This is a genomic window from Kitasatospora sp. NPDC001119, assembly GCF_053598475.1.
In genome coordinates this window covers 61519-74492 of sequence record NZ_JBSFKI010000023.1, presented here as the reverse complement: position 1 = coordinate 74492, position 12974 = coordinate 61519, and the positions used below count along the sequence as shown (strand labels likewise).

Below are 12974 nucleotides of genomic sequence, written 5' to 3'. Positions count from 1 at the left end.
ACGGAGCCCGGGCGGCCGGGGGATGTCACAGAACGGCGGGCCGTCCTGTCTCAAGGGGCAGCAAGCGGAACAGCGACCGAGGAGCACGCCATGGAACCCCGCCTCAACCCCTTCGCCAGCCCCGTCATCGGCAAGGTCCTCAAGCACCTCATCGCGGCCAACAAGCCCATCGCCGAGTCGGCCCTGCCGTACACCGTCCAGGAGTTGGTGCGGCTGCGCGCCAGCCAGATCAACGGCTGCGGCGCCTGCATCGACATGCACTTCAAGGAGGCCGTGCACGCCGGCGAGGACCCGGTGCGCCTCAACCTGGTCGCCGCCTGGCGCGAGGCCACCGTCTTCACCGAGGCCGAGCGCGCCGCGCTGGAACTCGCCGAGCAGGGCACCCGGCTCGCCGACGCGGCCGGCGGGGTGAGCGACGAGGCGTGGGCGAACGCCGCCAAGCACTACGACGAGGAGCAGCTCGCGGCGCTGGTCTGCGTGATCGCGCTGATCAACGCCTTCAACCGGGCCAACGTGATGATCCGCCAGCCCGGTGGCGGCTACGAGGTCGGCATGTACCACCACTGACCGGCGCGGCTCCGGGCCCGGCCCTTCCCCAACAAGCCTGCCGGGTACGGCCGGTGGGGAGGCCGGGGCCCGGGCGGTGCGCCGCCCGCCCGGGGCGGCGCACCCGTCGCGTTCCACCCGATGGACCGTCAGTACGGACTGTTACGATCTTGGTCCGGGTGAACCGCCCGTTCCGGGAACCGAGGGAGACGTCCATGTCCGAGGAATCGACGCGCCGGATCGTCGTGCTGCGCCACTCCAAGGCCGAGCACCCCGACGTGGACGACCACGAGCGCCCGCTCGCCGAGCGGGGCCGCAAGGACGCGCCGGCGGCCGGACGCTGGATCGCCGGCGCCGGCATCACCCCCGACCTCGCGCTGGTCTCCACCGCCGTGCGGACCCGTGAGACCTGGAGGCTCGCGGCCGCCGAGCTCCCGGTGGTGCCGAAGACCGTCGCCGAGGAGCGCGTGTACGAGGCGAGCCTCGGGGAGCTGATCGCGCTCCTCAACGAGCAGTCCGACGAGGTGCGGGACCTGGTCCTGGTCGGCCACAACCCCGGCGTCCACGCGCTGGCCGACGCCCTGGCGGGCGAGGCCGAGGGGGACCTGCTGGCGCGGATGAACCGCTCCGGCTTCCCGACCTCGGCCATCGCGGTCCTGGAGTTCCAGGGCAGCTGGAAGGCCGTCGAGCACGGCGTCGGCCGGCTCACCGCCTTCTGGACGCCGCACGCCTGACACCCGCACTGCAAGGCACCCAAACCGCCCGAACACGGCTGTGCCGCCCGGCAGTTCGCCGGGCGGCAGCATCGGGCCGGGGTCAGCGGCGCGGCCCGGCGACGTGGTCGCTCAGCCGGATGACGGTGATCTCCACCTGGCCGTGCCCGTCCTCCCACCCCGCGACCGGTTCGCAGCCCTCGTCGTCCAGGCCGAAGGCCGTGGTGTCGGCGGACACGGGCATCAGGCCCGTCTCCCCGTCGGTGCAGAAGTAGCCGAGGTGGGTGCGCAGTTCGGGGTTCCCGATCACGGAAAGCTCCTCCTCCCACTCCTCCTCGGGCTCCGCCGTGAAGGGCGTCAGCTCCCCGGGGGTGCGGCCGGTGGCGAAGGCCGTGCACAGGGCGTCCAGGAGGGTGCCGTCGGAGACGAGCAGGGGAGCGTAGACCTCCCAGGTACCGGCCAGGGCCGGGTCGGTGAGGTCGACGCCGTACCGTTCCAGCAGCGGGGCGAGGTCGGCGCCCCGCAGCAGTCCGGGGCTGAAGCAGGCGGCCTCGACGGCGGTGGTAAAGCCCTCGGGGAGATGCGCCCCGGCGTCGGACGGCCGGAACTCGAACACCGAGCGGCTCGGGTCGAAGACCGGCGTCCCCTCGGCCTCGTCGAACAGGTGGAGCCGGGAGACGAACGGCTCCTCGCCGCGCAGCGCCGCCGGGCGCACCCAGGCGTGCTCGCGCCGGAAGCCGGTCTCGTACAGCAGGTTGCCGGTGACGCAGGCGGCGTAGACCGCGTCGGGGTCGTACTCCGCGAGGGGGCGGCCGAGCAAGGCGGCGAAGGCGTCGGCGAGTTGGCGGTCCCAGTCGGCATCCGCGGGCGCGGTGGGGTGGTAGGTCATGGCGGCACGGTAGCGGCGCCCGCCGACAGCGGCCGGGCCGGGGCGCGGGCCACGGCCGCGCCTACAGCAGCAGCGCCGCCACCGCCGCCGGTGTCCAGTGCCCGGCCGCGCCCGGGCGGGTGGCGAGGTAGCCGGCCGTGCGCCAGGGGCCCCAGCCGTGGGACTCGGCCAGGCCCGCCGCCAGGGTGCGCAGGTAGGGCGGGGTGGGGGCGTTGAGCTCGGCGCCGGCCACGCCCCGGGCGGCGGTGAAGGTCAGCAGCGGGCGGCCGTCCGACTCGCCGACGTGCAGCAGGGTTTCGTAGCGGCCCGGGCCCAGTTCGGCGCGCCCGGCGGCGAGCACCGGGGCGAGGTCGAGGTCGGTGCCGGGGGAGCGGCGCATCTCCTGGGCGGCGATGTCGCTGAACTGACCGACCGTCACCAGATAGGCCCGGCAGGGGACTTCGCCGGGGAGGGTCGGGTCGTAGAAGGCCGAGCCGCCGCCCCAGGTGAGCGAGTGGTCGGCGAAGTAGAGCACGCCCGGCAGTACGGTGGCCACCGCCCGGCGCGGCGGGCGCGGGTCGCGGCTGCCGGGGTGGGCCTGCGCCCCGCCGTCGGGGCGGCCGCCGCGCAGGTAGCGGGCGAGGCGGGCGGCGTGCAGGTTCGAGCCGTACGCCACGTACCAGACGAGCACCTCCCCGCTGCTCTCCCCGCTGCTCTCCCCGCCGCCCTGCCCGTCACGGTCCAGGTCCCGGTTCCGGTCTCGCCCAGCCGAATCCCAGTCGGGCGCGCCGCTGCCCAGCCCGCTCACAGGAAGGAGCCGCGGTGTGGGCTGCGAAAGACTCCCACAGGAATATGTGAAAACCGTGAACACGCCAGTGATCCGACCAGAACCCCCCGATTCGGCAGCGGCCCCTTCACTACTGGTAGCGAATCGGTCGCCATGGTGTTCATCACTCTTCTCGCTCCCGTCGCACCGCTCCGGTATTCGGCGATTACTCTTCACCAGCGAAAACGATCGGAAACCAGCGAAATAGCATTCGATTCATACCGTTGCTGCCCTCGCGTGGCATCGATGATGAGAATTTTCTTTGATCGATTCCTCACTGCATCCAGCCGACTCCCAGCGGAGTCATGGTGAGTGGGCGCACCCAGCAGGTGACAAAGGCGTCACCCCGCGTGATACCCGTACGCGCCCCCAGGACCCCGGAGCCAAGGAACCCATCCATGGACGCACGCCACGAAACGGCCGGCCCCGGCACGCTGCACCGCCCGAACCCGGGCCCCGTGGCGGGCTGGCCGGCGGCCCAGCCCGCCCACCCCCGCAGCCTGCTCGACATCATCGCCGCCACCGCGCAGGCGCACCCCGGCGCGCCCGCTCTCGACACCGGCGACACCGTCCTCGACTACCGCGCCCTGCTGCACGAGGTCGAGACCCTCGCCGGGCAGCTGGCCGGCCACGGCATCGGCCGCGGCGACCGCGTCGGGGTCCGCATCCCCTCCGGCACCGCCGACCTCTACATCGCGATCCTCGCCGTCATGCGCTGCGGCGCCGCCTACGTGCCCGTCGACGCCGACGACCCCGACGAGCGCGCCGAGATGATCTGGCAGGACGCCGCCGTCTGCGCCGTCCTCGGCCCCGGGCGCGCCCTGCACGCCCCCACCGGCGCCCGCCCCTCGGGCCGTCCGGCCTGGCCCGCCCCGGCCGACGACGCGTGGATCATCTTCACCTCCGGCACCACCGGCCGCCCCAAGGGCGTCGCCGTCACCCACCGCAGCGCCGCCGCCTTCGTCGACGCCGAGGCCCGCCTCTTCCTCCCGCAGCAGCCGCTCGCCCCCGGCGACCGCGTCCTGGCCGGCCTGTCCGTCGCCTTCGACGCCTCCTGCGAGGAGATGTGGCTCGCCTGGCGCCACGGCGCCTGCCTGGTGCCCGCCCCCCGCTCCCTCGTCAAGGCCGGCACCGACCTCGGCCCCTGGCTCGTGAACCGGCGCATCACCGCCGTCTCCACCGTCCCCACCCTGCTCGCCCTGTGGCCGCAGGAGTGCCTGGACGCCGTCCGCCTGATCATCGTCGGCGGCGAGGCCTGCCCCGCCGAACTCGTCGACCGCCTCGCCACCGGCGGCCGCGAGTTCTGGAACACCTACGGCCCCACCGAGACCACCGTCGTCGCCACCGCCGCCCGCATGCTCCCCGGCCAGCCGGTGCGCATCGGCGCCCCCCTCGACGGCTGGGAGATCGCCGTCGTCGACCAGGCCGGCCACCCCGTCCCCTGGTACGAGACCGGCGAACTGCTCATCACCGGCGTCGGCACCGCCCGCTACCTCGACCCCGCCAAGGACGCCGAGAAGTTCAGCGCCCACCCCGCCCTCGCCTCGCCCCGCGTCTACCGCAGCGGCGACCTCGTCCGCAACGAACCCGAAGGCCTGATCTTCCTCGGCCGCGCCGACGACCAGGTCAAACTCGGCGGCCGCCGCATCGAACTCGGCGAGATCGACGCCGCCCTCCAGGCCCTGCCCGACGTGCGCGCCGCCGCCGCTGCCGTCCGCAGGACCCCCGCCGGCGCCGACCTGCTCGTCGGCTACCTCGTCGCCCGGCCCGGCACCACCCCCGACCTCGCCACCGCCCGCCGCCGGCTGCTGGAGCGCCTGCCCGCCCCGCTGGTGCCCGTCCTCGCCCTCGTCGACTCCCTGCCCACCCGCACCTCCGGCAAGGTCGACCGCAACGCCCTGCCCTGGCCGCTCGCCACCACCGGCACCGCCCCCGCCGCCCGGGCCCTGGACGGCACCGCCGGCCGGCTCGCCGCCCACTGGGAGCGCCTGCTCGGCACCGCCCCCGGCCCCGACGACGACTTCTTCGCCCTCGGCGGCTCCAGCCTCACCGCCGCCCGCCTCGTCTCCGAACTGCGCACCCGGCACAACGGCGTCTCCGTCGCCGACCTGTACGCCCACCCCGTCCTCGCCGACCTCGCCGCCCACCTCGACACCCTCACCCCGGCCGCCGCCCCCGAGGACACCGCCGCCGCCTCCTCCGCCGTCCGCGGCCGCACCGTGCGCCGCACCCCCCGCAGCGCCGGCCTGTGGCAGACCCTCCTGCTCCTGGGCATGTTCTCCCTCGCCGGACTGCGCTGGATCCTCCTCCTGATGGCCCTTGACAACCTCACCGGCAGCCACCTCGCCTGGGCCCCCCACAGCTCCTGGTGGCCCGTCGGCGCCGGCCTGCTCCTCCTCTACAGCGCCCCCGGCCGCACCCTGCTCGCCGCCGCCGGCGCCCGCCTGCTCACCGCCCGCATCCGCCCCGGCAGCCACCCCCGCGGCGGCCACGTCCACCTGCGCCTGTGGGCCGCCGAACGCTACACCGCCATGTTCGGCACCGCCGCCCTCGCCGGCACCCCCTGGGCCCCCCGCTACGCCCGCGCCCTGGGCTGCCGCGTCGGCCCCGGCGTCCAGCTCCACACCCTGCCCCCCGTCACCGGCCTCGCCCGCATCGGCGCCCACGCCTCCGTCGAACCCGAAGCCGACCTCGCCGGCTGGTGGCTCGACGGCGACACCCTCCACCTCGGCCGCATCGACATCGGCGACGGCGCCCGCATCGGCCACCGCGCCACCCTCATGCCCGGCGCCCGCATCGGCGCCGGCGCCGAGATCGCCCCCGGCTCCTGCGTCACCGCCACCACCGCCGTCCCGCCCGGCGAACACTGGACCGGCTCCCCGGCCCGCCCCGACACCACCGCCCCCGCCGACTGGCCCACCGCCCCCGCCCCCGCCCCGCGCGGCTGGAACCTCGCCTACGGCGCCGCCTTCGCCCTCTTCGGCCTCGTCCCGATCCTCGCCGCGCTGCCCGCCCTGGCCATCGTCTACCCGATGATCGACAGCGACGCCACCCTGCTCGGCGCCCTCGTCCAGCTCCTGCCCGCCACCATCCCGCTGGCCGCCCTCACCGTCGTCTGCTACGCCACCCTCATAGCGCTCCTCGTGCGCCTGCTGTCCCTCCCGCTGCGCCCCGGCCACCACCCCGCCACCGGCCGCGTCGCCTTCTGCGCCTGGGCCGTCAGCCGCCTCAGCGACACCGCCCGGCGCACCCTCTTCCCCTTCTACGCCAGCCTCTTCACCCCGGTGTGGCTGCGCCTGCTCGGCGCCCGCGTCGGACGGCGCGTCGAAGCCTCCACCGTGCTCGCCCTGCCCGGCCTGATGCGCGTCGACGACGGCGCCTTCCTCGCCGACGACACCCTCGTCGCCCCGTACGAGCTGCGCGGCGGCTGGCTCCGCCTCGGCCCCGCCCGCGTCGGACGCCGCTCCTTCGTCGGCAACTCCGGCATCGTCGGCCCCGGCCGGCACCTGCCCGACAACTCCCTCGTCGGCGTCCTGTCCGACACCCCCGCCCACGCGCCCGAAGGCTCCTCCTGGCTCGGCCGCCCCGCCTTCGCGCTGCCCCGCGTCGCCGACACCGGCGCCGACGCCCGCACCTACAACCCGCCCCGGCGCCTGATGTGGGCGCGCGCCGGCGTCGAACTCTGCCGGCTGCTGCCGATCGTCCTCGCCGCCCTGCTCGGCGACCTCGTCCTCGCCGCCCTGCAGGAACTGCGCGACGACTACGGCCTGGCCGTCGCCCTCGGCACCGCCGGACTGGTGCTCACCGCCGCCGCCGTCGTCGCCTGCGCCGTCACCACCGCCGCCAAGTGGCTGCTCGTCGGACGCTTCCGCGTCGCCGAACACCCCCTGTGGTCCTCCTTCGTGTGGCGCAACGAGCTCTACGACACCTTCGTCGAGGAACTCGCCATGCCCTTCGGCGGCCACACCATCACCGGCACCCCCTACCTGAACGTGTGGCTGCGCAGCCTCGGGGCCCGCATCGGCCGCGGCGTGTGGTGCGAGACCCACTGGCTGCCCGAGACCGACCTGGTCACCGTCGAGGCCGGCGCCAGCGTCAACCGCGGCACCGTCCTGCAGACCCACCTCTTCCACGACCGCGTCATGCGGCTGGGCCCCGTCCACCTCGCCGCCGGCTCCACCACCGGCCCGCACTCCATCGTGCTGCTCAACGCCTCCCTCGGGGCCGGCAGCACCGTCGGCCCGGCCTCCCTGGTCATGCGCGGCGAGAACGTCCCCGGCGGCGGGCGCTGGCTCGGCAACCCCGTCGCGGCCTGGGACGCCGACCCCACCCCGCCCGCCGGCCGGCGCCGCCACCGGGCCACCGCCGGGGTGTGACGCGAATCACCCTGGCGGGGCGATGAGTTCGCGGTGCGGTCACGGTCTACCTCCGTGACCGCACCGCTTCTTCTTTCCCGCCCTCCCGAGAGGAACCGCCCATGACCGCCGCCCCCGCCGCGAAGACCGCTGCGAAGACTGCTGCGAAGACCGCCGTGAAGACCGCGGAGACCGCCGCGAAGGCCCCCGCCGTAAAGGGCCCCGCCTCCTATTTCCCCTCCATCGAGAAGAAGTACGGCCGCCCGGTCGAGGAGTGGAAGGACCTCATTCGCGCCTCCCCGCTCGCCAGGCACATGGAGCTCGTCGCCTGGCTCAAGACCGAGCACAACATCGGCCACGGCCACGCGAACGCCCTCGTCGCCCACACCCTTGCCGAAAAGTCCTCCTGAGAGGGCCACTTGATGCGATCATCGACGGCATGAAGGTACTCGTGATCGGAGCCTCCGGCACACTCGGCAGCGCTGTCGCCACCGCCCTGGAGAAGGAGCACCAGGTCGTACGGGCCTCGCGCAGCGGCCCGGTGACGGTCGACCTGGAGGACTCCGACTCCCTGGACGCGCTCTTCGCCGGCCTGCCCGACCTCGACGCGGTCGTCTGCTGCGCCGTGTCGGGCCCGATGGTCGACTTCGCCACGGCGACCGACGAGGAGTTCCTCGCCGGGTTGCAGGGCAAGCTGCTGGGCCAGATCGCCCTGGCCCGGCGCGCCCAGCACCACCTGCGCGACGGCGGCTCCATCACCCTCACCGGCGGCACGTTCACCACCCCGATGGTCGGTGGATCGTTGGGCGCCGTCATCAACACCGGGCTGGAGGGCTTCGTCCGCAACGCCGCCGCCGAACTGCCCCGCGACCTGCGGATCAACCTCGTCAGCCCCGGCTGGATCGCCGAGACGCTGCAGCTCCTCGGCCGGGACCCGGCCCCGGGCATCCTCGCCGTCGACGCCGCCCGTTCCTACGTCACCGCCGTGGAAGGCCGGACGAACGGGGAGACCCTGCTCCCCTGAACCGCCGAGCCCGCGCACAGGAAGTCGGCCCGGCCGACTTCCCGCGCACGGCACCCCGGAGCGGTGGGTGTTGCGGAGCGGCGGGGGTCACGGGCGCCGGGCCACGAAGACGAACTCCCGCCCGGGCCGGTCGGGAGCGTCGCGGACCTCCTCCAGCACGTAGCCGTGGGCGGCCAAGTCCCGTTCCACCTCCGCCCGTTCCCGGAAGCGCAGCGTCGAATCCGACGTCAGCACCTGCCCGTCCGCCGCGAACACGTACGTCCACCGGAACGTCACCAGCGGCCCGCGCACCCCGACCAGGTCGACCCAGCTCTCGACGGCGCCCGCGCCCGGGACCTCCGTCACCCGGTGGGAGCGCTCGCGCGTCCACTCCTCCCAGGCGCGGGCGCCCGGATCGCGGGTCTCGAAGACCAGCCGCCCGCCGGGCCGCAGTGCCGCGAAGGCCCCCCGTAGCGTCCCCCGCCAGGCCCGCGGACCGGCGATCGCCTGGGCGACGTTCGCCGTCATCGTCGCCAGATCAACCCGCAGCGGCGGCAGGTCCGTCGCGTCGCCGTGGATCCACCGCACCCGCCCGGCGCCCGGTTTGGCCCGCGCGACCTCCACGGAGGCCAGGGCGGGATCGACGCCGACCACCTCGAACCCGCGGCCGGCCAGCAGGAGCGCGAACACCCCCGTGCCGCAGCCGATGTCCAGCACCCGGCGCGCCCCGAACTCCCGTGCCATCGCCAGGTAGGCGTCGAGGTCGCCGCGGTCGGGGTCGAGCGGGTCGTAGAGCGCGGCGAGCCGCGGGTGCCCGAAGCATGCGTCAGCCATGGGACGACCGTAGGCGAGGCCCCGTCCGGCAGCGGACAGGTCTACACCATTTCGTCCGGAGCTGGCCGAATCCGGCCTCCCGCCCGCCGCCCCCGCCACCCGCTCGCCCGGGTGCTCAGCAGTCCCGCGAGCGCCTGCGGCCACTCCCGCGCGGGCCGTCGGGTTCCGGCCGAAGGCCCCGGCGCCGCTTGTCCGTCGGCGAACCGACGAGGAAGAGTAGGAGCCCCGCCGGCCGGCGATCGTGTCCAACTCCCCGCACAAGAGAGGACATTGCCATGACCGACGACGTGTACGAGCCCCCGGTGATGATCGAACTCGGCGACTTCGCGGACCTCACCCGGGGCTTCGACATCGGCAACCAGTCCGACGTCCACGGCTACTACCTCGCCCCCTGAGGACCGCGCCGTGAACGGCCACCGGCGGACCTGGTTCGTGGTCCTGCCGGACACCGACGCAGCAGCCGCGGTGGCCGCGGTGTGGGGCACGGCCGAGCGCCGTGCCCTGCACCACCCCAGCGGCCGCCCCTGGATCCTCGGCCACTGGCCGGCCGACGAGGCGGTCACCGCCCGGGCCGGACCGGTCGCGCTGGCCGTGTTCGGCACCAGCGACACCGACACCCACCAGCTGCGCCGCCGCGCCGAACACCTCCGCGACCCGCGCGACGCCCTCGCCCTCACCCACACCGACGGCCCGGCCGGCAGCCACCACCTGATCGCCACCGTGCGCGGCACCGTCACCGCCCGCGGCTCGCTGTCCGGACTCCACCGCCTCCACCTGGCCGAGGTCCACGGCGTCCCCGTCCTGTCGGACCGGGCCGACGTCCTGGCCGCCGCGGCCGGCCTCACCCCGTCCACCGAACGCCTCGCCCTGCGCCTCGCCCACCCCCTGCCGCACCCCGCCGACACCCTGCCCCTGTGGCCCGGCATCACCCCCGTGCCACCGCACCACACCGCCCTGCTCGCCTCCGGCGGCCCCGCCCGCACCCTCGCCCACTGGCAGCCGCCCGCCCCCGAACGACCCCGCGCCGAAGCCGCGGCGGCCCTGCGCCACGCCCTGCACCGCGCCGTCGCCGCCCGCACCCGCGACGGCGGCGTCGTCGCCGCCGACCTGTCCGGCGGCCTCGACTCCACCCCCCTGTGCTTCCTCGCCGCCACCGGCCCCGCCGAGCTGCTCACCGTCACCATCGGCTCCCTCGACCCCCACCACGAGGACGCCCCCTGGGCCGACCGCGCCGCCCGCCACCTGCCCGGCATCCGGCTCGTCCTGCCCGCCGAGGACCTCCCCGCGATGTTCGCCGACACCGACACCCCCGGCCCCCAGGGCGACGAACCGTTCGCCTGGACCCGCACCAGGGCCCGCGACGAGGCCGTCGCCCGCCTCCTCGCCGCCCGCGGCGCCCGACTGCGGATCAGCGGCGAAGGCGGCGACGAAGTCCTCCAGGCCCTCCCCGCCTACCTGCGCACCCTCGCCCCGCGCCACCCCGCCACCGCCGCCCGCCACCTGCGCGGACACCGCGCCCGCCTGCGCTGGAAACTGCCCGACGCCCTCGGCGCCCTCGCCGACCCCCGCCCCTACCCCGCCTGGCTCGCCCACGCCGCCGACCGCCTCACCCACCCCGCGCCGCCCACCACCCAACTCCTCGGCTGGGGAACCGAACCCCGGCTGCCGCCCTGGGCCACCCCGCACGCCGCCGCCCTGGTCCGCGACCAGCTCAAGGCCCTGCGGGGCGCCCGGCCCCTGGCCCCGCAGCACGCCCAGCACCAGGTCCTGCGCATGGTCCGGCACAGCGCCTCCGCCATGCGCCAGCTCGTCGACGCCACCGCCCGCGCCGGCACCCCGTACAGCACACCCTTCCTGGACGACCAGGTCCTCGACGCCTGCCTGGCCGCCGACCCCGCCACCCGCGGAACCCCCTTCGCCTACAAGCCCCTGCTCACCACCGCCCTCGCCCCGGACGTCCCCGCCGACCTCCTGCGCCGCACCGGCAAGGGCGACTTCACCCCCGACGCCCACCAGGGCCTCGCCCGCCACCGTGCCCGACTCGCCGCCCTCACCGAGGACAGCGCCCTGGCCCGCGCCGGCCTGATCGACCCCGACGCCCTGCGCCAGGCCTGCCTCGGGCTCTACCCCACCGGCACCCCCTACGCCGCCCTGGACGCCACCCTCGCCTGCGAACACTGGCTGCGCGCCCACGGCAGCCGCCACCGCACCGCCGCCCCCACCACCGGAGGGACCTGATGCCCGCCCAGCTGCGCCCCGACGTGACGCTCACCCCGACCGACGACGGCGCCGTCCTGCTCGACGAGCGCTCCGGCCGCTACTACCAGCTCAACCGCACCGCACTGCTCGTCCTGCGCTCCCTGCTGGACGGCCGCACCGCCGAGGAGACCGCCGCCGACCTCAGCGCCCGCCACCCCGTCACCGCCGACCGGGCGCGCGCCGACGTCGACCGGCTGCACGAGACCCTGCGCACCGCCGGACTGGTCACCACCGGACCGGGCGCCGGCGGACAGAGCACCACCGGACCGGGCGCCGGCGGACCGGCCGGCACGGGAGCGGGCACCACCGGATGAGCCTGCACGCCCACGCCACCCGCGCCGGCCGCCCGCCCTGGCGCCGCCGGCCCGCCGCCCTCGCGGCGATCGGCGCGGCCCGGCTGATCGAGCGGCTCCCCCCGGCCCGCATCCGCCGGGTGATGCTCGTCCTGCGTCGCGGCGCCCGGCCCGCCGACCGCGCCGAGGCCCTCGCCGCCCGGCAGGCCGTGGTCGCCCTCAGCATGCGCTGCGCCGGCCAGGGCTGCCTCCAACGCTCCATCGCCGCAGCCCTGTTGTGCCGCACCCGGGGCGCCTGGCCGACCTGGCGAACCGGCGTGCGCACCGCCCCGTTCCGCGCCCACGCCTGGATCGAGGCCGAGGGCGGCCCCGTCGACGAGCCCGCCGAACTCGCCCACTTCCACCCGCTGATCACCATCGCCCCGGAGCCCCGGCCGGGCTGGTGACCGGCGGGGGGCCTGCCGCCGTCCGCCCGGCTTCCCGCGGGCGGCCGGGGGCGCTACCGGTGCGGGGACGGGACGCCGGCGGCGCGCAGCCGGGCCTCGGTGAGCGCGGTCAGCCGGGCCGAGACCGGGGCCTGGTCGTCGCGGTGGCGGTCGATCAGCCGGTACTGGGTGGCGGCCCTGGCCCAGGCGCGCAGGCCGGCCGGGTCGCCCAGCAGGGCGGGGTTGGCGAGGTAGTGGTCGGCCATGGCGGCGGCGAGCTCCTCGACCCTCGGATCGTCCGGCTCCCATGCCTCGGCCTCCTGGCCGCGTCTGGTCAGCTCGACGAACCCCGGGTCGTCCAGGCGCAGTTCGAGCTGGGCGAGGAGGCCGTCGAAGCCCTCCGGCACCAGCGCCCGCGCCAGCACCAGGGCCTCGCGCTGCGCCGCCACGTAGTCGGGGCCGAAGCCGAGCCCGGGCATCCGCTCCAGGACCGCGCAGGCGCGGTCGGGCAGCAGGGCCCGGTCGCCGTCGGCGAGCCGGTGCAGGGTGTCGCGGCGCGCGGTCAGTTCCGTGATCCGCTCGGTCAGGCGCCGCTCCACGTCGGCGAGGGCGGTGGCGAACCGCTCGCCGTCGGCGTCGAGCAGCGGCCCGACCTCCGCCAGCGGCACCCCGGCGGCGGCCAGCGTCCGGACCTGCACCAGCCGCAGCAATTCGCCCGACCCGTACCGCCGGTAGCCGGAGGCGTCGCGCAGCGGCTCCTCGACCAGCCCCTGCCGGTGGTAGTGCCGCACCGTCTTCACCGTGACGCCGACGTACGCGGCCGCCTGCCCGATCGTGACTCCGTTTGCCATC

13 protein-coding genes are annotated in these 12974 nt (G+C 75.7%); 9 read left to right on the top strand and 4 right to left on the bottom strand.

What is annotated here, in order from left to right:
* The first annotated feature begins 90 nt into the window (after positions 1 to 90).
* Together ACWDD9_RS26890 and ACWDD9_RS26885 are read left to right on the top strand one after the other, a co-directional pair.
* Positions 91 to 567 carry a carboxymuconolactone decarboxylase family protein gene (locus ACWDD9_RS26890; RefSeq protein WP_074001102.1) on the top strand — a complete coding sequence of 159 codons (477 nt, stop codon included), beginning with the start codon at positions 91 to 93 and terminating at the stop codon, positions 565 to 567.
* Positions 568 to 761: 194 nt separating this feature from the next.
* On the top strand, positions 762 to 1280 hold the full coding sequence (locus ACWDD9_RS26885; protein WP_449812892.1) for a SixA phosphatase family protein: 519 nt from the start codon (positions 762 to 764) through the stop codon (positions 1278 to 1280).
* 82 nt (positions 1281 to 1362) lie between these two features.
* On the opposite strand, the gene ACWDD9_RS26880 is transcribed toward ACWDD9_RS26885, so the two are convergent.
* Positions 1363 to 2148 (bottom strand): hypothetical protein, encoded by a 786-nt coding sequence (locus ACWDD9_RS26880; RefSeq protein WP_380741818.1) that lies wholly within the window; start codon positions 2146 to 2148, stop codon positions 1363 to 1365.
* Positions 2149 to 2209: 61 nt separating this feature from the next.
* The gene (locus ACWDD9_RS26875; RefSeq protein ID WP_449812891.1) at positions 2210 to 2935 is read right to left on the bottom strand and encodes a histone deacetylase; all 726 of its coding nucleotides are present in this window, start codon (positions 2933 to 2935) and stop codon (positions 2210 to 2212) included.
* 416 nt (positions 2936 to 3351) lie between these two features.
* Between ACWDD9_RS26875 and ACWDD9_RS26870 the strand changes: the two genes are divergently transcribed.
* The 3 genes from ACWDD9_RS26870 (at position 3352) to ACWDD9_RS26860 (ending at position 8332) form a co-directional block, all read left to right on the top strand.
* The gene (locus ACWDD9_RS26870) at positions 3352 to 7329 is read left to right on the top strand and encodes a Pls/PosA family non-ribosomal peptide synthetase (protein ID WP_449812890.1); all 3978 of its coding nucleotides are present in this window, start codon (positions 3352 to 3354) and stop codon (positions 7327 to 7329) included.
* Positions 7330 to 7484: 155 nt separating this feature from the next.
* Positions 7485 to 7718 (top strand): DUF4287 domain-containing protein, encoded by a 234-nt coding sequence (locus ACWDD9_RS26865; RefSeq protein ID WP_049658600.1) that lies wholly within the window; start codon positions 7485 to 7487, stop codon positions 7716 to 7718.
* Positions 7719 to 7747: 29 nt separating this feature from the next.
* A complete protein-coding gene (locus ACWDD9_RS26860) occupies positions 7748 to 8332 on the top strand; it encodes a short chain dehydrogenase (protein ID WP_049658590.1) in 585 nt (194 codons plus the stop codon).
* Positions 8333 to 8419: 87 nt separating this feature from the next.
* Here the strand turns inward: ACWDD9_RS26860 and ACWDD9_RS26855 are convergent, their stop codons facing one another.
* Positions 8420 to 9145: a class I SAM-dependent methyltransferase gene (locus ACWDD9_RS26855; RefSeq protein ID WP_380741812.1), complete on the bottom strand. Its 726-nt coding sequence runs from the start codon at positions 9143 to 9145 to the stop codon at positions 8420 to 8422.
* Between the two features lie 275 nt (positions 9146 to 9420).
* On the opposite strand from ACWDD9_RS26855, the gene ACWDD9_RS26850 reads away from it, so the two are divergent.
* The 4 genes from ACWDD9_RS26850 to ACWDD9_RS26835 are packed head-to-tail and all read left to right on the top strand — an operon-like array spanning position 9421 to position 12143.
* Positions 9421 to 9540, top strand: coding sequence for a lasso RiPP family leader peptide-containing protein (locus ACWDD9_RS26850; protein WP_107086612.1), 120 nt, complete (start codon positions 9421 to 9423; stop codon positions 9538 to 9540).
* A 10-nt stretch (positions 9541 to 9550) separates the two neighbouring features.
* Complete coding sequence (locus tag ACWDD9_RS26845; RefSeq protein WP_449812889.1) at positions 9551 to 11383, top strand: asparagine synthase-related protein; 1833 nt, start codon at positions 9551 to 9553, stop codon at positions 11381 to 11383.
* On the top strand, positions 11383 to 11718 hold the full coding sequence (locus ACWDD9_RS26840; protein ID WP_449812888.1) for a lasso peptide biosynthesis PqqD family chaperone: 336 nt from the start codon (positions 11383 to 11385) through the stop codon (positions 11716 to 11718). The genes ACWDD9_RS26845 and ACWDD9_RS26840 overlap by 1 nt, the downstream gene beginning before the upstream one ends.
* Positions 11715 to 12143, top strand: coding sequence for a lasso peptide biosynthesis B2 protein (locus tag ACWDD9_RS26835; protein WP_449812887.1), 429 nt, complete (start codon positions 11715 to 11717; stop codon positions 12141 to 12143). The genes ACWDD9_RS26840 and ACWDD9_RS26835 overlap by 4 nt, the downstream gene beginning before the upstream one ends.
* Before the next feature lie 53 nt (positions 12144 to 12196).
* Here ACWDD9_RS26835 and ACWDD9_RS26830 read toward each other — a convergent pair whose 3' ends face one another.
* Positions 12197 to 12973, bottom strand: coding sequence for a MerR family transcriptional regulator (locus ACWDD9_RS26830; protein ID WP_074001095.1), 777 nt, complete (start codon positions 12971 to 12973; stop codon positions 12197 to 12199).
* Position 12974: the final 1 nt, after the last annotated feature.